The sequence below is a fragment of the Streptomyces sp. NPDC002324 genome (assembly GCF_053593335.1).
In genome coordinates this window covers 538,373-558,676 of record NZ_JBSFCF010000001.1, presented here as the reverse complement: position 1 = coordinate 558,676, position 20,304 = coordinate 538,373, and the positions used below count along the sequence as shown (strand labels likewise).

General features: G+C 70.6%; 17 protein-coding genes. 5 read left to right on the top strand and 12 right to left on the bottom strand.

Annotated elements, in window-relative coordinates; genetic code table 11:
- Positions 1-212 precede the first annotated feature (212 nt).
- Positions 213-3,341, bottom strand: coding sequence for an alpha-N-acetylglucosaminidase (locus ACWCRJ_RS02365; RefSeq protein ID WP_450937474.1), 3,129 nt, complete (start codon positions 3,339-3,341; stop codon positions 213-215).
- 115 nt (positions 3,342-3,456) lie between these two features.
- Here ACWCRJ_RS02365 and ACWCRJ_RS02360 point away from each other — a divergent pair, with 115 nt between their 5' ends.
- Positions 3,457-3,909, top strand: coding sequence for a hypothetical protein (locus tag ACWCRJ_RS02360; protein ID WP_450937473.1), 453 nt, complete (start codon positions 3,457-3,459; stop codon positions 3,907-3,909).
- Positions 3,910-4,048: 139 nt separating this feature from the next.
- Here the strand turns inward: ACWCRJ_RS02360 and ACWCRJ_RS02355 are convergent, their stop codons facing one another.
- The 6 genes from ACWCRJ_RS02355 to ACWCRJ_RS02330 all read right to left on the bottom strand — a co-directional run bounded on the left by ACWCRJ_RS02355 (position 4,049) and on the right by ACWCRJ_RS02330 (position 10,723).
- The gene (locus tag ACWCRJ_RS02355; protein ID WP_450937472.1) at positions 4,049-5,626 is read right to left on the bottom strand and encodes a DUF1996 domain-containing protein; all 1,578 of its coding nucleotides are present in this window, start codon (positions 5,624-5,626) and stop codon (positions 4,049-4,051) included.
- Between the two features lie 279 nt (positions 5,627-5,905).
- Positions 5,906-6,919, bottom strand: a complete 1,014-nt coding sequence (locus tag ACWCRJ_RS02350; protein WP_450937471.1) for an NAD-dependent epimerase/dehydratase family protein — start codon at positions 6,917-6,919, stop codon at positions 5,906-5,908.
- Between the two features lie 115 nt (positions 6,920-7,034).
- Positions 7,035-7,682, bottom strand: a complete 648-nt coding sequence (locus ACWCRJ_RS02345) for a winged helix-turn-helix domain-containing protein (RefSeq protein WP_450937470.1) — start codon at positions 7,680-7,682, stop codon at positions 7,035-7,037.
- Between the two features lie 455 nt (positions 7,683-8,137).
- Positions 8,138-9,166 (bottom strand): glutamine synthetase, encoded by a 1,029-nt coding sequence (glnII, locus tag ACWCRJ_RS02340; RefSeq protein WP_450937469.1) that lies wholly within the window; start codon positions 9,164-9,166, stop codon positions 8,138-8,140.
- Between the two features lie 326 nt (positions 9,167-9,492).
- Positions 9,493-10,203 carry a hypothetical protein gene (locus ACWCRJ_RS02335; RefSeq protein ID WP_450937468.1) on the bottom strand — a complete coding sequence of 237 codons (711 nt, stop codon included), beginning with the start codon at positions 10,201-10,203 and terminating at the stop codon, positions 9,493-9,495.
- A gap of 160 nt (positions 10,204-10,363) precedes the next feature.
- Positions 10,364-10,723, bottom strand: coding sequence for an arsenate reductase family protein (locus tag ACWCRJ_RS02330; protein WP_409094358.1), 360 nt, complete (start codon positions 10,721-10,723; stop codon positions 10,364-10,366).
- 176 nt (positions 10,724-10,899) lie between these two features.
- On the opposite strand from ACWCRJ_RS02330, the gene ACWCRJ_RS02325 reads away from it, so the two are divergent.
- A complete protein-coding gene (locus ACWCRJ_RS02325) occupies positions 10,900-11,214 on the top strand; it encodes a hypothetical protein (protein ID WP_450937467.1) in 315 nt (104 codons plus the stop codon).
- 293 nt (positions 11,215-11,507) lie between these two features.
- The gene (locus tag ACWCRJ_RS02320) at positions 11,508-12,155 is read left to right on the top strand and encodes a DUF4360 domain-containing protein (protein WP_450937466.1); all 648 of its coding nucleotides are present in this window, start codon (positions 11,508-11,510) and stop codon (positions 12,153-12,155) included.
- A gap of 601 nt (positions 12,156-12,756) precedes the next feature.
- Here ACWCRJ_RS02320 and ACWCRJ_RS02315 read toward each other — a convergent pair.
- Both ACWCRJ_RS02315 and ACWCRJ_RS02310 read right to left on the bottom strand, forming a co-directional pair.
- Complete coding sequence (locus tag ACWCRJ_RS02315; RefSeq protein ID WP_450937465.1) at positions 12,757-13,941, bottom strand: winged helix DNA-binding domain-containing protein; 1,185 nt, start codon at positions 13,939-13,941, stop codon at positions 12,757-12,759.
- A gap of 138 nt (positions 13,942-14,079) precedes the next feature.
- A complete protein-coding gene (locus ACWCRJ_RS02310; RefSeq protein ID WP_450937464.1) occupies positions 14,080-15,039 on the bottom strand; it encodes a phosphotransferase family protein in 960 nt (319 codons plus the stop codon).
- Positions 15,040-15,284: 245 nt separating this feature from the next.
- Here ACWCRJ_RS02310 and ACWCRJ_RS02305 point away from each other — a divergent pair, with 245 nt between their 5' ends.
- A complete protein-coding gene (locus tag ACWCRJ_RS02305) occupies positions 15,285-15,578 on the top strand; it encodes a hypothetical protein (RefSeq protein ID WP_450937463.1) in 294 nt (97 codons plus the stop codon).
- A gap of 43 nt (positions 15,579-15,621) precedes the next feature.
- Here the strand turns inward: ACWCRJ_RS02305 and ACWCRJ_RS02300 are convergent, their stop codons facing one another.
- Together ACWCRJ_RS02300 and glnA are read right to left on the bottom strand one after the other, a co-directional pair.
- A complete protein-coding gene (locus ACWCRJ_RS02300) occupies positions 15,622-15,879 on the bottom strand; it encodes an SCO2583/SCO2584 N-terminal domain-containing protein (RefSeq protein WP_046915562.1) in 258 nt (85 codons plus the stop codon).
- 1,541 nt (positions 15,880-17,420) lie between these two features.
- Entirely contained in the window at positions 17,421-18,830 is a 1,410-nt protein-coding gene (glnA, locus tag ACWCRJ_RS02295; RefSeq protein WP_450937462.1) for a type I glutamate--ammonia ligase, read from the bottom strand.
- 198 nt (positions 18,831-19,028) lie between these two features.
- Here glnA and ACWCRJ_RS02290 point away from each other — a divergent pair, with 198 nt between their 5' ends.
- Positions 19,029-19,496 (top strand): RDD family protein, encoded by a 468-nt coding sequence (locus ACWCRJ_RS02290; protein ID WP_450937461.1) that lies wholly within the window; start codon positions 19,029-19,031, stop codon positions 19,494-19,496.
- A 98-nt stretch (positions 19,497-19,594) separates the two neighbouring features.
- On the opposite strand, the gene ACWCRJ_RS02285 is transcribed toward ACWCRJ_RS02290, so the two are convergent.
- Positions 19,595-20,296, bottom strand: coding sequence for a DUF4191 domain-containing protein (locus ACWCRJ_RS02285; protein WP_450937460.1), 702 nt, complete (start codon positions 20,294-20,296; stop codon positions 19,595-19,597).
- Positions 20,297-20,304 lie beyond the last annotated feature (8 nt).

Below are 20,304 nucleotides of genomic sequence, written 5' to 3'. Positions count from 1 at the left end.
ACAGCGCTCCGCCGGGTGGGGCGGGGCGACTGGGGGTGGGGTGCCCGGGTGCGTCGGCGGGTGCGGCTCCGGTGGGGCTTCTCGCGCGGTTCCCCGCGCCCCTGAAAAGCAGGGGCTGCGCCCCATGCTTTTCAGGGGCGCATGGCCGTGTCTTTCAGGCCCGCAGGGCCCCGCCGAGCCCGCACCCGAAGAACGCACCCGAGGACCCCCCATCACGTCAGCGACCACCCGCTGAACTCGACCAGGCCCCGCACCCCGCTCCCCCCGTTCGTCGCGCTCATGAACAGCCCCACGTCCTGCCCCCCACTCGCCGCCCCCGGCACACTCACCGACGCCACCACCCGCCAGGTCGCCCCCTCGTCGACGGAGCACTCACCCACGTACGCCCCCACCCCCACCCGGCTCAACCGCAGCACCACCGGCGCCTTCACCCCCGTGATCCGCCGGTACGTGTCGAGCGTCCCGTCGCCCGAGCCGTCGTACGACAGCACCACCCCGTTGGCCGGAGTGACCGCCAGATTGACGAACCCCTTCGACCCGGCCGTACCGAGCACGTCGCGCACCACGATCCCCGCCCGCGCCCAGTTCCCGGTCGCCGCCTGGGAGTCGACCCGGAGTGTCACGGACGTACCGTCCCGGAACGCCCCCGCCCGGTAGACCGTGCCGAACTCCGACGTCCCCCGCCACAGGTCCGCCCCGGCACCGTCGATCGCGAACCGGCCCCCGAGCTGCCCGAAGACGGCCCCGTTGTTCGTGTAGGTCCGCCACCCCGGATCCAGCGCCCCCGCCTCGAACAGCGTCCCGTCGAAGCGCCCCTCGACCCGGTCCTCGCCCCGGGGCCCGTACGCGACCGTGACCGTGTAGGGCAGCGGCCGTAGCGGCCGGTCGAGCGGCGCACCCGGCGTGTCCGCGCGCCAGCGGACCGTCCCCGACCCCGCCGCCGCGACGCCCGGCAACGATGTCGGACCCTCCGGCTCGGCCGTACCCGCGAAGCCGCCGAGCGCGAAGTCCACCCGCCCGGTGTCCCGCAGCCCGTTGACGTTGCGGAAGACCGCCGACAGCCGCGCGCTCCCGCCGGGCGGCAGCACCGGCGGCTCCGCGGTGACGGTCAGCGTCCCCTGGTACGGCGCCCGCGCCAGCACGTCCCGCACCCGCGCCGCCGTCCGGTACGCGTCGCCCACCGGCCGCAGCGGATAGTCCTTGCGCTCCCGGGTCCACGGCTCCTCGAACGCGAACCAGTCCACGGCCGCCGGAGCGGTCCCCGTGGCGAGCGCGTCCTCCAGGGCGTCCAGCCACTTCTGCCAGCGCGGGACGTAGAAGTCGGCCATCAGGCCGTTCCACTCCCGGTTGCCGTACTCGTGCAGATCCCCCGTGTCGGAGGTGGCGCGCCCGCCCCACACCGTGATCAGGACCTTCGCCGTCCGCTCGAACTCCGCCCGCTCGGCGTCGTTCGTCGCCATCAGCCGCGCGTCGTTCACCCACGGCCCCAGCAGGAACGCCCCGTCCGTGCCCGTGACCTCGTCGGACAGCCGCATCAGCCGCAGCCAGAGCGTGGACAGCGCGCGGAACGTCGTGAGGTCCTTGCGCCGGTGGGCCGCCCGCAGCTGCGGCAGGTACTGGCGGCTCCGGTGCGCGAGCGCCTGGCGTGCCAGGTCCACCACGTCGTACCGGTACGCCGGGTTGCGGCGCCGCCCGCCCGCCACGTCCAGCAGCCCGGCGAAGGCGGCGTCGAAGCGGGCGGGGTCGTAGGTCAGCGTGCGCGGCGCGTACTCGGCGGCGCGGTCCGCGGCGAGGTCCGGGCGGGCGCAGAACAGCGAGTCGTGCGGGTCGCTGCGCTCGACGGCCCGCTGCTGGTACGCGGTCTCGTGCAGCGCCCGCCAGGCCGCGCGCGCCGCGTCGTCGCGGCCGCCGTAGCGGAAGTCGGCGTACGAGGAGAACCAGGCGGCCCGGTCGATCTTCCCCGGTGTCCAGGCCAGTTCGGAGAAGAGCTCGAAGGCCGCCGGGTCGCGGTCGGTGGCCTCCGGCATGTACGCCGTGCCCACCAGAGCGCTGTCCGGCTTGTCCCGCCAGGCGGAGAACTTGTCGGTCCACAGGTGCGCGCGGGCCCCGATGGTCGTCCGGCCGCCGAAGTTGGGGATCGTGCCGAAGCAGTACGGGGTGCCGCCCCAGTCGCGTTCGCGGTCGGTGACACTGGCGTAGCGGTCGGAGACACCGTCCACGATCAGCATCTTCGACCGGTCGATGGCGTCCAGCAGCTCCGGCAGCGGGTTCTCCTGCCAGCCGAGGATCACCCAGGTGGCGCCGGGGTGGGCCTTGTGGAGCGCGCGTTCGACGCCCCGCGCCGCGTCCGGGACGGGCACGTCGCCCGCGGTGCCGCCCTCGTGCAGGAGGTCCATCTTGAAGTGGGCCGCCGCGCCGAACACGTCCCGCGCATGACCGTAGAAGGAGGCGGCGACCCGGGCGAAGGAGTCGGTGCGCGGATCGAGCCAGTCGGGGCGTTCGAAGCCGTGCCAGACGCCCTGCGGCACGACGTGCGCGTCCCCGCCGTTGCGCTCGACGAACTGCTTGGGGACGTGCCCGTAGTAGCCGGGGAGCACCGGGGACATGCCCAGCTCGCGCAGGCGGTCGGTGATGCGCCGGCCGAGGCCGGCCCGGCGGTCGATCAGCTGTGGGGAGAGCGGGCCGCCGTACCCGGAGAGGTTCTGCAGCAGCCACCAGGGCTGGTGGGAGGGGGCGGGGAGCCAGGCGCGGGACTCCTCGTCGGAGTAGCCGAAGTCCTTCAGCAGCCGGTGGTAGACGGCCTCCATCCCTGCGGTGACCAGCACCTCGTTGCAGCCGTGTGCGGCCAGGAGGTCGATCTGGTGTTCCCAGTACGGCCAGTCCGCGTACGGGGCGGTGTACCCGTCGTTGGTGTCGTTCAGGGCGAAGCGGTGGGGGAGGGCGGTGGATCCCTCCAGGGGGCGTGCGGGGGCGGGAAGGCGGCTCGGCAGGTCCAGTTGGCTGCCGTTCCAGGCCAGGTGGGCCCCGCAGACGTACTTCAGGTACCAGTGGACGCCCATGAGGAGAGTGGCCGGCGTGGTGGCCTCGACCTGGATGTCTCCCTTGGTGCCTGTGACACGGAACCGGTCGACCGTGCCGCTCCGGTCGAGCAGACTGAGCCGGAACTGTCCGGCATGGCCGGGCAGCAGCCGATTGAGCGCCGAGCGCGCGGGAGCCGTATCGAAGGCGGGGCCCTCGCCAGGGCTCTCAGCGGCGTGGGCCGGGGCCGACCACCGCAGGTGGGTCCCGAGGCCGATGACACCGGCCGAGCCCAGCACCATGCGTCGCGACGGACTGTTCATGTCTGTGTGCCCCCTGTGTCGACAGTGGCGGCACGCTAACGGGGCGACCGTCCGTGAACAACGGTGCGCACGGAGCTGGCGCGTTCACGTCGCCTGAACGGACCCGGAGGTACGGATGAGTATGACGAGGAAGAGGCTTGCGGGGACCGCGGCCGGCGCGGTCGTCGCCCTGCTGGCGCTGACCGGCTGCGGCGGGGGCGACGACGCGGAGGCCGCAGTCCCGAAGACGGCGACGGGGACGCTGGAGCACATCGCGGGCGAGGTGGGCTGCAAGCCGGACATGCAGACGGACGCGGACACCATCCGCCAGGCCCTGTGCACCAACAAGGACGGCGACTTCGACGGCAAGTTCGTCCTCGCGACCTTCGCCACCGACCGGGGCCAGGCGGAGTGGCTCGCCGGCGCCAAGGACTACGGCGGCTACTACCTCGTCGGCCGCAAGTGGGTCGCTGTCGGCCAGAAGAAGACGGTGGGCGGGCTGCAGGGCACCCTCGGCGGGGAGATGCAGGAAGGGTCCGCGCACATGAACCCCGGTGGCAGCCACAACGACGGCAGTCACAGCGGCTGACCGCGCCGGTCCCGCTCCCGGAAGCCTTGATCCGGGAACCGGGGAGCGGGAAGCGGGAAGCGGGAATCAGGAAAGACGAAAGCCGGCGGTGGGAGATCCCACCGCCGGCTCTCGTCTGTGGCTCAGAAGCGCTCGGGCACTACTTGCAGTTCTGGCCGTTGTTGATGCACTGGACCATCTTGTTCATCGTCTGCTGGTTGAAGAAGTTGATGAAGTCGTTGTGGTCGGTGATCGGCTTGTGAATGTTCTCCGGGAAGGAGTCCACCGCGTAGGGCTTCACGACCTGGCCGTTCTGGATCTGCGGGGCCGGGACGTTGTAGACCAGGCGGACCTGGAGCTGGGGGATGGCCTGGAAGCCGTTCGAGCAGCTGCCGTCCGCCTCCACGAAGTCGACGTGCGTGCGGTGGTTGGCGCTGTCGATGTTCTTGCCGTCCCAGCAGCTCTGGAAGAAGGACGTCCGCACCACGGAGCTGCCCTGCGGGCAGATCGGGTACTTGTCCGTCACCACACGGTCCTCGAAGCCGGTGCAGCTCCAGTTCGTGTTGGCGTTGTTCAGGCCGTTCACGAAGGCCTTGGCGTCACCGGTGATGATGCGCAGGGCCTGCGGCATCGCGACGACGGGGCCGCGCTTGTTGCCGACGAACTTCAGCTGGGCCTGGCTCGGCTCGACGATCTTGCCGACGTTCTTGTCCACACCGCCGCCGGGGTTGTTGGCGTCGATGTCGTTCGAACCGTCCTGGATGCGGATGACCGGCCAGAAGTACGACGACTTGTCGCCCTGGTTCTGGCAGGAGGTCTGCGCGTTGGCCAGGTCCTGGTCGCTCGCGAAGGCGTTGTTGCTCTGGTTGCCCACGTAGTCGTGCTGGTGCTGGGCGCCGTTGCTGACACCCGGGGCGACGATCACGTTGTCCGAGTTGCGCAGCTCGTTCTTGTTGACGCCGCAGCTGGTGGTGAAGGTGCCCCGCGAGCCGCCGTTGCCGTTGGCGGCGAGACCGTTGCCGTTCACGCCCTTGGGGCCGCCGTTGGGCTGAACCTGGTTGATGTTGATGAAGTCGCCGGCGACCGGGCCGTTGCCCGCCTGGCCGTTGGCACCCTGACCCTGGCCGCCGTTGTTCTGGCCACCCTGGTTCTGGCCGCCCTGGTTCTGGCCCTGGCCGCCGTTGTTCTGGCCGCCCTGGTTCTGACCCTGACCGCCCTGGTTCTGGCCGCCCTGGTTCTGACCCTGGCCCCCGCCGGCGTTGGTCTGAGCCTGGTCACCCTTGCCCTGGCAGGCCGCGAGCTGCGCCACGCCCTGCGGAGCCTGGCCGCCCACGCGCCGGATGTTGATGGCGATCCGGTCGATGGTGGCCGTCCGCTTGGACTTCAGCGGGCCGAGAATGGCGTTGTTGACGAAGTTGGCGTCGCCCGCCTGCGCCTGGCGCGTGTCAGCCAGGCGCTTGTACGCCTCGGTGATCTGCCGGTCCAGCAGCGCCAGCTCCTTGGCGACACCCGCGCGCGCCTTCTGCGGCACGTTCGTCAGCTTCTGACCGACGTCCGGGCAGGCGATGGTGGCCACCTGTGCGGAGGCCAGCGTCGCGTTGGGCTTGGACTTCGACTCGCCCGCTGAGGCGTAGAAGTTCGCCCAGACCAGGCCGCCGCCCGCGACCGCGAGCGCCGCGGATGCGGCAATGGCCCGAACGGCCAGCGGCGAACGTCGTTTGCGTGTGTTGCGTCCCATGGAACTCCTCTGACTTCCTTGCGGGGCTATCGAGGCGCCCGACAGGAGTGAAGCGGCTCCATCAAGTACGCGGTGAGTCCCAGGAGTGTTCAGGCGACTCAGAAATTGATGAGAGATTCGTGGGACAAACTGGTTTCAACACCCCGCGCGGCACCGGGAGTTGTCGATCCCCTACGGCGTGTACATGGCGAGGGATCCTGATGGAGCCCGTGAAAGAGGAGTTTCGGCGGCTCTGGCCGAGATGAGCGAGAACCGCCGTCCCCAGGCCGGTTTGCCCGGCTAGAGCCCCAGCAGCTTCGCCTCCACCGAGGCGTCCAGTCCCACCGCCGGCCGGTCCGGTCGCCGCGGCGCGATTCCGCCGAGTTCCGTCAGCCACTCCCAGGTGTCCCGCACGGTCTCCTCCACACCCCGGCAGCGGAGCCCGTCCCGCAGGGCCCGGGACACGTCCGCCCGGTGCAGCGCGTCATGCAGGTCGCTCCCCCCGGGCACCCACACCGGCAGCTGCGTCCACGGCTCGATCCCGGCGCCGAGAATCAACTCCGGTGACGTCCAGCGGAGTTCGGCCGAACCGCCGGTCACCCGCACGCAGGCGTCCAGCAGTTCGCCCATCGTGGTCGTCCCCGGGGGACCGATCAGGTTGTACGCGCCGCTCGCTCCCTGCTCCGCGGCCCCGAGAATCCAGGCGGCGAGGTCGCGGACGTCGACGTACTGGAGGGGAAGGTCACGGGGACCTGGTGCCAGGACCGGTCCGCCCCGGGCGACCCGGGTGAGCCACCAGGGCAGCCGGCCGATGTTCTCGTACGGCCCGAGGATCAGCCCGCAGCGCACGAGGAGCGAGCGGTCGGGGCCGAACGCCTCGACCGCCGCCAGTTCCCCGCCCCGCTTGTCGCGGGCGTAGTCCGTTCCGTCGGCGTCCGCCGACGCGCCGTCCACCAGGGGTGCCCGCTCGTCGTACCCGGCGGCCGGCGGCCAGGCGTACACCGAGCAACTCGACACGTACACGTACCGTTCGGCCACTCCGGACAGCAGACGCGCGGTGTCCCGCACGGCTCGCGGCGCCGCCGACCAGGTGTCGACGACGACGTCCCACCCGCCCCCGCCCCCACCGGCGCCGGCCTCGGCGAGCGCCGCGAGCCCGTCCGGCGCGGTGCGGTCGCCCAGCAGCGACCGCACCCCGGCCACGGGCGCGTGCCGTCCCCGGTGGAAGACGGTCACCTCCCAGCCGCGGGCCAGTGCCGACTCCACGACGGCGCGGCCCACGAACTCCGTACCACCCAGCATCAGAAGTCTCATACCGCCGACTCTGCCCGCCGGGCGGCCGGTACGGAACGGGAATCTGCTCTCGGAAGATCCGCTCTCGGAAGATCCGTTTTCAGCGGATCGGCCCCGCGACGAGCGCGGTGGGCCGTCAACGGGCCAGCGGAGGCGTGTACTTGTACCCGACCCGCCGTACCGTCTGGATCGCCTGGCGGAACTCCGCACCGAGCTTGCGGCGCAGCCGGGCGATGTGGACGTCGACCGTCCGCCCGTCGCCCACATGTCCGTAGCCCCACACCGTGGTGACCAGCTGGTCGCGGGTGTGCACCCGGTTGGGGTGCGCGACGAGATGGGCGAGAAGCTCGAACTCCAGATAGGTGAGGTCGAGCGGCCGCCCGCCGACCTCGGCCGTGCGCTGCACGGTGTCGACGCGGACCAGTTCGTCCCCGGCCCCGACGGAGCCGGAACCGGAGGCGGGACCCGCGGCGGAGCCCGCGTGGTCGAGAGGCCGCTCGTCCGGGACGGCGAACGGCGGCACCGGCGGCTGCTGGTCGGCCGGCAGGAGCACCAGGTAGCCGACCATCGGCGGCCGGCCCGGAAGCGTGGGCAGGGTGTGCTGGGGGGCGGGGAGCCAGGTGGCGCCCGGCGGCAGGAAGTCCGTGATGTCCACGACCTCGTCCCGGCCCACGGCTCGCAGCCGGTGCCGGGGGGAGGCGCCGGGCGCGGGGACGGCGACGGGCGCGGAGCCCGGCGCGGAGGTCAGCGGGGCGGCGGTCGACAGAGAACGGGTGTTCGCCATGAGAGGTCAGCTCTTTCGCGCGAGAGGTTCGTCCGGGAGACCTCGGCGACCGAGCTCGTGGCCGGCCCCGCCGAGGGACGTACGTCGTTCCGCGCCGACCGAAGGCCGGGATGTACGGCTTTAGAGGGCCGGCGCGTTCGTCGCGCGGCAACACACCCGGTCGAAGTCGTGGTGCTGACGGGAAGGCCAGAAGGGCTCCAGGTCATGGCGACCCGTCGCGCGTCGATTCTGGAAGCCGGCCATGGGTTCATTGAAGCAGACACACGCCCGTTGCAGGAGCCTCCTCTCACTGCTTGGACGCTTCTTTGACATCACACCCACGTCCCTGCCGTCACACACCCACGCACACCCCACGCACACCGTTCCGGAGCCGGGCGGGCCGGGGACGCCGAAGGGCGCCCACCTGTTCGGTGGACGCCCTCCGGCGAAGCTCGGGCCCGTGCGGCCCGGGTGGATCAGACCTGGCCGGCCTTGTCGAGCGCGGTGCAGCAGGTGTCGACGATCAGCCGCGTCACGACGTACGGGTCGACGTTGGCGTTCGGGCGGCGGTCCTCGATGTAGCCCTTGCCGTCCTTCTCGACCTGCCACGGGATACGGACCGAGGCACCACGGTTGGAGACACCGTAGGAGTACTCGTTCCACGGGGCGGTCTCGTGCAGACCGGTCAGGCGGTCGTCGATGCCGGCGCCGTAGTTCTTGACGTGGTCGAGCGGCTTCGAGCCCTCGCCCAGCGACTCGCACGCGGTGATGATGGCGTCGTAGCCCTCGCGCATCGCCTTCGTGGAGAAGTTGGTGTGCGCGCCGGCGCCGTTCCAGTCGCCCTTGACGGGCTTCGGGTCCAGCGTCGCGGACACGTCGAAGTCCTCGGCCGTGCGGTAGAGCAGCCAGCGGGCCACCCACAGGTGGTCGGCGACCTCCAGCGGGGGGACCGGGCCGACCTGGAACTCCCACTGGCCGGGCATGACCTCGGCGTTGATGCCGGAGATGGCGAGACCGGCCTTCAGGCAGTTCTCCAGGTGGGCCTCGACGATGTCACGGCCGAAGATCTCGTCGGCGCCGACACCGCAGTAGTAGCCGCCCTGGGGGGCCGGGAAGCCGCCGATCGGGAAGCCGAGCGGGCGCTCGCCGTCGAAGAAGGTGTACTCCTGCTCGATGCCGAAGATCGGCTCCTGGGCGGTGAACTTCTCGGCCACCTCGCGCAGCGCGGCACGGGTGTTGGACTCGTGCGGCGTCATGTCGATGTTGAGGACCTCGCAGAGCACGAGGATGTCGTCGCCGCCGCGGATCGGGTCCGGGCAGGAGAAGACCGGCTGGAGCACGCGGTCCGAGGAGTGCCCCTCGGCCTGGTTCGTGGAAGACCCGTCGAAGCCCCAGATCGGCAGCTCCGCACCCTTGGCGTCGTCGGCGAAGATCTTCGTCTTCGAGCGGAGCTTGGCCGTCGGCTCGGTGCCGTCGATCCAGATGTACTCAGCCTTGAAGGTCACGGGACACATCCTTCGGGGTGGGTCACTAGGCGCGTGTGCGGGTGCTGCGGCGCTGCGGCACTGAAACGCCGCGCTGATGCCGCGCAGCTTGTCAACACGCGATTTCCCGGCCGTTGCTCGAATGTGAACCCCGTGTTACCTGGGGTCGCTGTGGCGCGACTCACGTCCCGGCGGTCGTGCTGGGCGTACGCGCTGGTCGTACGCATCGGCCGTACGCGCGGACGAGGCCGGCCATCGCTGTGCGCGGTGGCCGGCCTCCCGGGGTGCGATCGCCCTCTCTTCACCTCACCGTTACGAGCGGGCTCACGCCGCCGTCCCGGCCGACGTCACCCCACCTTCTCGATCAGCGCGCGGCGGATCAGGAACTTGCCGGGTTCCCGGACCTGTTCGAAGGCGGCGTTGTTCAGCAGGGCACAACTGCCGGAGACCGACGTGACCTCGACCGTCGTGGACTTGTTGTTGTCCAGGTTGGTCACCCGCAGCTTCGTGCCGGCCGGGAACTGGTTGCTGGACGCGGCCGGGGCGCCGCCCTCGCCGGAGAGGGTGACGGTGGAGCCGTTGCAGACCTGCCGGCCGGCCCCGGCGTTGCCGGTGTCACCCGCGCCGCCCGCGTTCCCCGCGCCACCGGCGCCGCCCGTGTTCCCGGCCGCCTCGTCGCCCTGGGGGTCCTGAGCCGGCCCCCCGGTCTCCGTGGCCGGCGCGGACGGCTGCGCGGGCGGTGCGGCCTGGGAGCCCTGAGCCGACTCCCCGACCACGCAGTCCGACGCGCCCTGCTGGACCTTGATCTGGGCGATGACCGCCTCGCGGTTGGCGATCCGCGCCGCCGACTGGGCGTCGGGTTTCGCCTTCTGGTCCGCGATGAACCGCTCGTTGTTGCCGAGCGCGGTGGCCAGTCCCTGACAGACACTGGAATCCGCCGCGGTCTGCGCCGCGTTCGACGTGGCCGCCATGGCGAAGGCCCCGCCTCCCGCCACCGCCGCCGCGGTCACGAACAGCGCGACCTTCTTCTTCGTGCCGAGCGTTCTCCTACGCGACATGCGCGCCTCCTGTTCCCGGCGGGCCTTCGGATCGGCCACCGGATCGGACGAGTACGCCGCTACGTACGAGATGTCGAACGAAGCTACTCAACGGTCACAGCAAACTCGCAAGTGACGCACGTCACCCCGTGGTTGAGGGTCGGGCCGGCCTAACCGCCCGTTACCTGGACAGAGCGTCCCGTACCGCCTCGTCTGTGCGGGCCACCACCGCGGTGCCGTCCTCGGCGGTGATGATGGGCCGCTGGATGAGCTTGGGGTGCTCGGCGAGTGCCTTGACCCAGCGGTCGCGCGAACCCGCGTCCCGCGCCCACTCCTTGAGACCCAGTTCCTTGGCGGCGGCCTCCTGGGTGCGGGTGATGTCCCACGGTTCGAGCCCGAGCCGGTCGAGTACGGCGCGGATCTCGTCCTCGCTCGGGACGTCCTCCAGGTAGCGGCGGACGGTGTAGTCGGCACCCTCGGCGTCGAGCAGGCTGAGCGCGCTGCGGCACTTGGAACAGGCCGGATTGATCCAGATCTCCATGCCGCCCACGGTAGCCAACCGGGCCCGAAAACTCGTGTTCCACCTCAGTCACAGGACCCCTCAGATGCCTTCTGGCCAGGGGCGATTGTCAGTGGGGAGTAGTAAAATAGAAGCAGTGTTCGAGGGTTGCCGACGGGGGATTCCGGCGGTGCCCAGACCGCGACAGGAGGATGTCCGTGCCCGCTGCCGCACTGAAGTCCAAGCCGCTGCCCACCCAGTCGACCGTCCAGCGTCCCGTCCTGCTCGACCTGCCCTACGAGCCGGTGGTCAAGCACACGCTCCCGCCGGGCCGTCCGCGTGAGTGGTACATCACCCACAACCGGCGTCTGAAGGCCATGCGCCTCGCGATCGCCCTGCTCGACTCCGGCGTCCACATGCCGAACCAGGCGCGCAACGAGACGATCCGAAGCACGGCGGAGGTCATCGGCGTGCATCCGCCGTCGGACACCACGTGCCACATGGTGCGGGCGCTGATGCGCTACAGCCGCTAGTGCGGTGGGGGCGGTCGGCTCGGCGCGGTGCTCCGCGCCGAGCCGACCGCCCCGCCGATCCACCGATCCACCGAGGAAAGCTGAGAGGTCCACCGGGAGTGGGCGATCTCCGGCCGCCAGGGTTGGCCGGAGATCGCCCTAGCCCTGCCCGTCCGGGGTCCATACGATGCGGTCGCCCCCCGGTCTTCACAGCTGTTTCACAGTCTGCGCTCGCGCGGTCCGTGTTGTCGCAGGCCGTGGGGTTCTCGCGCCTGTCTATTGACATGTGCATGACTCTGATAGGAGAACCCCCCATGGTTCGTGGTCTCCTCCTGGGCGGCGCCGTAGCCGCCCTGTTCGCCAGTGCGCTTCCCGCGCAGGCCGAGTCCCCCTTCGAGGACCCGCCCCCGGACAAGATCGTCATCAAGGTCGCCACGGTGAACGGCTCCGGCTGTCCCCAGGGCACGGCCGCGGTCGCCGTCTCACCGGACAACACCGCGTTCACGGTGACCTACAGCGACTACCTCGCCCAGGTCGGCGGTGGCGCCCCGTCCACCGCGTTCCGCAAGAACTGCCAGCTCAACCTGATCGTCCACGTGCCCGGTGGCTTCACCTACGCCATCGCCAGCGTCGACTACCGCGGCTTCGCCTCTCTCGCGCGCGGCGCGAGCGGCGTCGAGAAGGCCTCGTACTACTTCCAGGGCTCCCCGGACACGGCCTCCAGGACCCACACGTTCAACGGCCCGCTTGAGGACAACTGGCAGGCCACGGACGAGACCGACTGGGCCCAGCTGGTGTGGGCGCCCTGTGGGGTGGAGCGCAACTTCAACATCAACACCGAGCTGAGGGTCAACCGGGGGTCGTCGCCGGCCAGCAGCACGAGTTTCATGACCATGGACTCGACGGACGGTGACATCAGCACGATCTACCACTTGGCCTGGAAGCAGTGCCCCTCGGGGTGAGCCGGTTGCCGGGTGCCCCCTGCTTCTGGGGCACCCGGCGCTCTGTGTGTGCGGGGGAGGGCCGGGTCTCGTCCGCGGGTGGGTGGGGGTTGGTCGCGCAGTTCCTCGCGCCCCTGAAGTTCCGGGTTCTGTGCGTTCGGAAGGCTGCGGGTGGGTGGGGGCTGGGCGCGGAGTTCCCCGCGACCCTGAAGAGCCGGGCCCTGTGGGCCTGACAAGCCACCCTGCGGGTGTGAGCACCTGGGCCCCGCGAAGTTCCGGCTTCGTCGGCCTGTCAGTGGTGGCGTCGGGGTGGTGCAGGTCATGGCCTCGTGGGCTTGCGCAGCGGCGACACCGCCGGGCCTGTACAGCGACGGTGCTGCGGGGCGAAAAGCACGGGGCGCAGCCCCTGCTTTTCAGGGGCGCGGGGAACTGCGCGAGCAACCACGACGCACCCGCACCCGCCGACGCACCGCACCCGCCCCCCACCACCGCACCCCACGATCCACCCGCACCCGCCCCCACCACCGCACCCCCGACGCACTCACACCGGGCCCCACCACCGCCGAGCAACCCCCAACCCCAACCCCAACCCCCACCCCGGCCCCGCCCCACGCCCCCGCACTCACACCAACTCCCTCTCCAACGGCGTCCGAAAGCGCGGTGTGACCCGGGTGTCACCCACCCACCCCCGCAGCCGCGCAGCCTCCGCACGGATCACCGTCTCGGCCTCCCGCCCCACCCCCTCCGTGTCGAGCAGCCGCCACACGATCTCGCCGTCGGACCGCTGGGCCCAACCGCCGATCACCCGGCCGTTCCACCACACCGTCGGCCCGACGTTGCCGCTGTAGTCGAACAGGGCCGGCCGGAGTTCGGGGGCGAGATACCAGTCGCGTTGCCGCCAGCCCATCGCCGTCGGGTCGAGGGCGGGCAGAAGGGCGGCCCAGGGCTCGCCGGGGTCGGAAACCGGCTCCTCGTCCTCGGCGGTCACATACCCCGTCCCCTCGTCCAGCGCCACGGCCCGCGCCCCGATCGCCGCCAGCGCCCGGCGGACCTCGGTGACACGCCACCCCGTCCACCACTTCAGATCCGCCTCGGACGCCGGGCCGCAGGCCGCCAACCACCGGCCCAGCAGCGACGCCTGGGCCTGCGCCACATCCAGCTCGGGATGCGCGGGGGCCACGGCCCACCGGAACTGGCTCGACGTCCAGGAACCCAGCGGCCGCCCCCGCACGACCCTGCCCTCCACCCCCAGCACCTTCAGCAGCCGCGTCGAGACGGTGTGCGTCCCCTCGTAGCTCTTCCCGGCCGCGTACACGAACCGCTCCCGCAACCTCGGTTCGTCCTCGGCGAGTTCGGCCGCGGTCGCCTGGCCCCGGCGGGCCAGCGCGGCCAGCGCCGACTCCTCGACCTCCTTCAGCCAGGCCGCGTCCGGCGCCCCGGCCGTGGCCATGTCCTTCAGCAGCGCCGCCCGCTCCCTCGCGGCGACCGTGATGCCGGTCGAGGCGTGCACCACGGCGGTCAGCTCCGTCGGGAACACGAACACGGTGTGCCGCATACCGTGCATACGGACCAGCGAGCGGTCCACGTACAGCGCCCGCTCGGTCTCGGCCACCGTCCGCCCGGGATCGGCGAGCCGCGCGCCCACCGCGAGCGGCACCGTCGCGGGATCCGAGCCGTGCAAGGCCACCAGAGAATCAGCCACATCCTCCGGCCCCGCCGCCCGCACGGATCCGGCCAACCGCTGCCGCAGCCCCAGCCGCACCCGCCGCTCGGCCACCCCGACATACCGCTGCCGCCCGTCAGCCATACCCACCGCCCTCCCCCTCACACCGCGCCGAGCCGCGCCCGCGCCCGACATCCGGAGCGCCGACCGAGCCCGAGCCCTCGACGCAATCCTCCCGGACGCCACTGACAATCGGACGCTCCAGCGCCCGGCCCGGCCCGGCTACGCGTACCGCTCCAACACCCCGCCCACATACCCCTCCAGCCGCGCCCCCAGGACCCCCGACGTCAGATCCGTCCGCCCCAGCTCCCGCCAGGGCACCGCGAACTTCTCCGCGTCCGGGGCGTAGGCCAGCGCGTCCAGCAGCCGCCAGTACACGTGGTCCTGGTCCACGGCCAACCGACGCCCGCCCCGCGCCTCGTACCGCTCACGGAACCCGAGCCCGTGCTCCACCCCGTACAACAACGCCAGGGCGGTCGAGCAGTGCGCCACATCGAGATCCGCCGGCCCCCACGAGGTCTCCACCCAGTCCACGACCCCGCTGACCCGAAGACCACCGCCCGCACCGTCACCCGTACCCGCCCCCGCCCCCGTACCCGTGAAGAGGACGTTCCCGGGATGGAAGTCCCGGTGCAGGAAACACCCTTCGTACGCGGGTGCCGCCCGCCGGATCACCTCCACCGCCCGCTCCCACAGCGCACCGCCCGGCGTGCTGACCCGCTCGGGCGAGGTCCAGGCCTGGTACGTGCGGGGCCGTCGCTCCGGCACGACCGCGTGGATCCGGGCGAGCTGCCCGGCGAGCAGATCCAGCCGCGCCTCCAGGTCGGCGTCCTCCGCCATCCGCAACGATCCCGGCAGCAGGGACATCAACAGCGAGGGGTGGTCGGCGAGTTCGGCGGTCGGGTCGACGGCGTGCAGGCGTGGAGCGGGGATGCCGTCGTACGAGGCGAGCAGCGTGAGGATCTCGGCCTCACGGTTCAGCAGTCCCGGAGCGTGCAGCCGGAAGAACGGCTTCACGAACGACCGCAGGACGAGCCCCGTCCCGTCGTCGAGCGTCAGCCCGCGCATCCGGGAGGTCCAACCACCCCGCAGATCCGTCCAGTTCCGTACGGTGCGGCCCTCCGGGAGCCACTCGGCCACCCACGCCCGGGTGGCGGCCCACTCATGATCATCCGATGCCATGGACCCAGCATCCCCGACGCACCCGTTCCCCGAAAAGCGGACCCGAAAAGCGGACTCCATGAACGGCCCATGAGAGCGGACCCCGATAAATGGGATGCCCTCGCACCCGCCACACCATCATCCTGGACACGCGCAGCGAAGCCCCTCGGACACCGGGACCGCGCAAGGCGGGCACCACTTCCCGGCGCCGGGGCTACTCTTCCCCGCACAGTCATCACCCACGCCACGCCCCGAGGAGTCCCGTCATGGGCACCTTGATCCTCTCGGCGACCGCGGTTCTGGTCGTCATGGGTTTCTCCAACCAAGTCCTCTGGCTGGCCGCCGTCGCCCTGCTCTACCTGTACGTCCGCTACGGCCGCACGGGGGGAGGCTCGGCGGCCTCCTCGTCGGGCTCCCCGGCAGGCGGCGGCCCGGCCCAGCCCGGCTCCTACCGCGCGTACCGCGATCGCCGTGACCAGCAGGCGAGGTGGGAGCGCCGCTACCGCCGCGAACGGCCGCTCGCGACCCGTCGACAGGACCGCGACAAGGGCGGCAACTAGCGCGGCCGGGGCTCGCCTCGGCCGCGCCACCTGTCACAGCCGCTCAGTACGACGACTGGTAGTTGATGTAGCCGATCAGCGCGATGAGCCCCGCCACGCAGCCGAAGACGATCAGCGTCGACACCCACGAGGACCGGCGCGGTCCGGCCGGGCCGGGGTCGGCGCGGAAGGGCTGGGGCGCGGGCGGGTTCTCCTTCCAGCGCGCGGCGAGCATCCGGGCCCGGGCGGAGGGCTCCTTGTGCTCGGCGCCGTCCGCCCACTTGATGTCGAACTCCCGCTCCTGGTCGTCCTGTTCGGGCATCCCCGTGTCTCCCCGTCATTCATCGAACAGTCGTGCCAGAACCATACGACGACGCCCCCGTCCCGGAAAGCGGGAACGGGGGCGCAGTCGCGAGTGACGGACCGGGTCACTGACCTGGGCTACTCGGTCGACCCACTTAGTGACCTGTGACCTGTGACCTGTGGCTTGGTTGTCGGTGGTTGTCAGCGTTGGCCGTCGTTGAGCACCGCACGGCCCGGAGACGGCCCGAGTGACGGCCGTGGTTCACTCCACCCCGATCACGACCGGGAGCGCGTCCGGTCGGCCGTAGGTGAGGATGTGCCTGAGTGCCTGCGTGCTCCGCGGGCAACCCGCAGTCAGGCCTGGCTAGGACTTCGACGACTTCGGGTTATCTATACGCCGGATCATCTTCACAAGGCGCGCTGAATGTTCCGCGCGGACCCATAGTCGTACAGGCCCCGCAGACGATTCACACTCGATCACCAGTGCGCCTCTCGGGAGCCGCAACGCTTCGCGAAAGCTCGCTTCGCGTGCGCAGACATAGCGCAGATCTGTCGGGAGTTCACGCAGACGCGTCCACGACCATCGAGGTTGCCACCGGAACTCACTTCCGGCCGGTACCCGGCCAAGGCTGTATTGGCGCCCCTCGGCTGGCAGGTTAGCCCCGACCTGGAAGAAGACTGCTTCCCCTGCTTCGGCCCGAGCAGCTGTCCGCCGCGCTCGACGTGCCACGAGGATCGTCCCGATCATCGAGCCCACGAAGACCCAGAGCCCCGCAATCACGCCCGTAACCATGCGGGAAGTAAAACAGGCGGCCAACTGATGGCCAAGAGGTTGGATGCGCGCCTCTGACCTGACATTGCTCACCACTCACGGCCGGCACTCGCGTACCGCGCCCCCTGCCATCTCGGAGCTTGAGCGCCCCCGCCGGAGGCTTGTTCGTGGCGTGGTTGTTCTGCACGGTGATCAGCCCATGGACCTCGGCCCCATCCACGTGTGGGCGCGCGTCGGCGGCGCCGAGCGCCGCCGGGGCTTGATGACACTTCGGGCCACGTGGCCATCTCGTACTCGGTCACGAGCCGCGCTACGCCCTCGGACATCACGGCTGCGGCACGTACGGCGACTCGGGGCGCCGTGCCGGTCAGGGCGTGCTCCGCTGCTTCGGGAACAGCCGCTGCCACCCAGTACCTCAGTAGGCGTTCTTGACCCCTGGCCGTGAGGTGCGTGCGGCTGGAAGCTGCTCTACTCACGGGAGCCTAAGGCGCTGAACAGGAACCACTTCAACATGTACCTGCGGAAGCCCGCCCTGATTGAACATCAGGGCCCTGGCCGCGTACCTCGGTCACTCCGACCCGGATTCACGCTCCGGACGTACACGCACCCTAGATGGCGAGCCGATGAGCTGACCTGAGCGGCCGGCGGGGGCCGTGGCTCTCGACAGCCGCTCGCGCCGCGGGGCCCCGAACTGGCCGTCGGCCGTGCCCTTCCAGTGGAGGAAGAGCACGGCCGACGGCCCACGCACGGCCCAGGGGAGCGGAAACCCGCTCTGACCTGGGGCGATATCACACGTCGAAGTACAGCTCGAACTCGTGCGGGTGCGGACGCAGCTGCAGCGGGGCGATCTCGTTGGCGCGCTTGTAGTCGATCCACGTCTCGATCAGGTCCGGCGTGAAGACGTCGCCCTGGAGGAGGAACTCGTGGTCGCGCTCCAGCGAGTCGAGGACGGCCGGGAGCGAGGTCGGGACCTGCGAGACGCCCGCGTGCTCCTCGGGCGCCAACTCGTAGAGGTCCTTGTCGATCGGCTCGGCCGGCTCGATCTTGTTCTTGACGCCGTCCAGGCCCGCGAGGAGCAGAGCCGAGAAGGCGAGGTACGGGTTGCCGGAGGAGTCGGGCGCGCGGAACTCCACGCGCTTGGCCTTCGGGTTCGAACCCGTGATCGGGATACGCATGGCGGCGGAGCGGTTGCGCTGCGAGTAGACCAGGTTGACCGGGGCCTCGAAGCCCGGAACCAGGCGGTGGTACGAGTTCACCGTCGGGTTGGTGAAGGCCAGCAGCGACGGGGCGTGCTTGAGGATGCCGCCGATGTAGTAGCGGGCCATGTCCGACAGGCCCGCGTAGCCGGCCTCGTCGTAGAAGAGCGGCGAGCCGCCCGCCCACAGCGACTGGTGGACGTGCATGCCCGAGCCGTTGTCACCGAAGATCGGCTTCGGCATGAAGGTCGCGGTCTTGCCGTTGCGCCAGGCCACGTTCTTCACGATGTACTTGAAGAGCTGGAGGTCGTCGGCCGCGGCGAGCAGCGTGTTGAACTTGTAGTTGATCTCGGCCTGGCCGGCGGTGCCCACCTCGTGGTGCTGGCGCTCGACCTGGAGACCGGACTTGGCCAGCTCCAGCGAGATCTCGGCACGCAGGTCGGCGAAGTGGTCGACCGGCGGGGTCGGGAAGTAACCGCCCTTGTAGCGGACCTTGTAACCGCGGTTGTCCTCCAGCGCACCGGTGTTCCAGGCGCCCGCCTCGGAGTCGATGTGGTAGAAGGACTCGTTCTCCGAGGTCTTGAAGCGCACGCTGTCGAACACGTAGAACTCGGCCTCGGGGCCGAAGTACGCGGTGTCGGCGATGCCGGTGGACGCGAGGTACGCCTCGGCCTTCTTCGCCACGTTGCGCGGGTCGCGGGAGTACTGCTCGCCCGTGATCGGGTCGTGGATGAAGAAGTTGATGTTGACCGTCTTGTCGCGGCGGAACGGGTCGACGCGCGCGGTGGACAGGTCGGCGCGGAGCGCCATGTCGGACTCGTGGATGGCCTGGAAGCCGCGGATCGAGGAACCGTCGAACGCGAGCTCCTCGGCCGGGTCGAAGGCCTCGGCCGGGATCGTGAAGTGCTGCATCACACCCGGCAGGTCGCAGAAGCGGACATCGACGAACTTGACGTCCTCGTCCGCGATGTACTTCTTGGCCTCGTCGGCGTTCTGGAACATCCAGCTCCTCCTACTCCCGACGTCACCTGCCGGGGTGGTAGTTCGTTCGTGCTGCCAGTGCGGTGGCACACGCTGTTCTCGACACTAGGGACGGGTGATTTCTCGTACGTGACCCATTTGTTTCGCACAAGTTAACCGGACATCCCGCCCCGCACCCCACCTGTCCGTATGGCAAAACGCTCGCAGTACGGTGGACGCGTGGACAAGAGGCAAGCACTCGGATCGTGGCTCTCCGGCCCCCGCAGCGCGGCGGAGGACGCCGGGGTCGACTTCGGATACAGGGGAGAACAACTCGGTCTGCCGGAGGAGGGACCCGGCTCCATCGCCCGCCCCGGCCGCCGTCTCGGCGCCCTCGCCGTCGACTGGGGCCTGTGCCTGTTGATCGCATACGGCCTGATCACCGACGGCTACGACCAGGCCACCAGCAACTGGGCCCTGCTCATCTTCTTCCTGCTCCACGCCCTCACCCTGGGCACGGTCGGCTTCACCCCGGGCAAGCGCCTCTTCGGCCTCCGTGTGGTCGCCCAGGACACCGGCACCGTCAACCCGTGGCGCGCTCTCGTCCGTACGGTCCTGCTCTGCCTCGCCATCCCGGCCCTGGTCTGGGACCGCGACGGCCGCGGCCTGCACGACCGGCTGGCGCGTACGGTGGAGGTGCGGATCTAGCGCCGGGACGACGGCGCGGTACGACGCCGTACGACGATGGGGGCGCCCGGAGTGATCCGGGCGCCCCCATCGTCGTACGTGCCTCGTCGGTGGCCTCGTCAGCGGGCCTTCGGGCCGCCCCTCGGCATGCGCATGCCCTTGGGCATCGGACCCTTGGGGAGCGGCATGTTGCTCATCAGGTCGCCCATCGCGCGCAGCCGGTCGTTGGTGGCGGTCACCTGGGGGCCGGAGAGCACGCGCGGCAGCTTGAGCATGGTCGTGCGGAGCTTCTTCAGCTCGGTCCGGCCCTCGCCGGTGCCCACGACCAGGTCGTGCACCGGGACGTCCGCCACGATGCGGGCCATCTTCCGCTTCTCGGCGGCCAGCAGGCTCTTGACCCGGTTCGGGTTGCCCTCGGCGACCAGGACGATGCCGGCCTTGCCCACGGCCCGGTGCACCACGTCCTGGCTGCGGTTCATCGCCACCGCGGGGGTCGTGGTCCAGCCACGGCCCACGTTGTCGAGCACCGCGGCCGCCGCGCCGGGCTGGCCCTCCATCTGCCCGAACGCCGCACGCTCGGCCCGCCGTCCGAAGACGATCGCCGTCGCGAGGAAGGCGAGCAGGAGGCCCAGAACGCCGAGATAGATGGGGTGACCGATCAAGAAACCGATCGCGAGGAAGACACCGAAGGTGATGATTCCGACAGCCGCGAGTACAAGACCGATCTTCTTGTCGGCCCTGCGGGTCATCTTGTACGTCAGAGCGATCTGCTTGAGTCGCCCGGGGTTCGCAGCGTCCGCTGCGGGTTCCTTCCTCGCCATGGCACGAA

Excerpts from the sequence above, each read along its gene's own strand:
- ACWCRJ_RS02345 (WP_450937470.1), bottom strand. The coding sequence starts at position 7,682 with ATGGCGAACACCCGTTCTCTGTCGACCGCCGCCCCGCTGACCTCCGCG.
- ACWCRJ_RS02310 (WP_450937464.1), bottom strand. The coding sequence starts at position 15,039 with ATGGCATCGGATGATCATGAGTGGGCCGCCACCCGGGCGTGGGTGGCC.
- ACWCRJ_RS02305 (WP_450937463.1), top strand. The coding sequence starts at position 15,285 with ATGGGCACCTTGATCCTCTCGGCGACCGCGGTTCTGGTCGTCATGGGT.
- ACWCRJ_RS02360 (WP_450937473.1), top strand. The coding sequence starts at position 3,457 with ATGAGTATGACGAGGAAGAGGCTTGCGGGGACCGCGGCCGGCGCGGTC.
- ACWCRJ_RS02300 (WP_046915562.1), bottom strand. The coding sequence starts at position 15,879 with ATGCCCGAACAGGACGACCAGGAGCGGGAGTTCGACATCAAGTGGGCG.
- ACWCRJ_RS02320 (WP_450937466.1), top strand. The coding sequence starts at position 11,508 with ATGGTTCGTGGTCTCCTCCTGGGCGGCGCCGTAGCCGCCCTGTTCGCC.
- glnA (WP_450937462.1), bottom strand. The coding sequence starts at position 18,830 with ATGTTCCAGAACGCCGACGAGGCCAAGAAGTACATCGCGGACGAGGAC.
- ACWCRJ_RS02285 (WP_450937460.1), bottom strand. The coding sequence starts at position 20,296 with ATGGCGAGGAAGGAACCCGCAGCGGACGCTGCGAACCCCGGGCGACTC.
- ACWCRJ_RS02315 (WP_450937465.1), bottom strand. The coding sequence starts at position 13,941 with ATGGCTGACGGGCGGCAGCGGTATGTCGGGGTGGCCGAGCGGCGGGTG.
- ACWCRJ_RS02365 (WP_450937474.1), bottom strand. The coding sequence starts at position 3,341 with ATGAACAGTCCGTCGCGACGCATGGTGCTGGGCTCGGCCGGTGTCATC.
- ACWCRJ_RS02330 (WP_409094358.1), bottom strand. The coding sequence starts at position 10,723 with ATGGAGATCTGGATCAATCCGGCCTGTTCCAAGTGCCGCAGCGCGCTC.
- ACWCRJ_RS02350 (WP_450937471.1), bottom strand. The coding sequence starts at position 6,919 with ATGAGACTTCTGATGCTGGGTGGTACGGAGTTCGTGGGCCGCGCCGTC.
- ACWCRJ_RS02335 (WP_450937468.1), bottom strand. The coding sequence starts at position 10,203 with ATGTCGCGTAGGAGAACGCTCGGCACGAAGAAGAAGGTCGCGCTGTTC.
- ACWCRJ_RS02355 (WP_450937472.1), bottom strand. The coding sequence starts at position 5,626 with ATGGGACGCAACACACGCAAACGACGTTCGCCGCTGGCCGTTCGGGCC.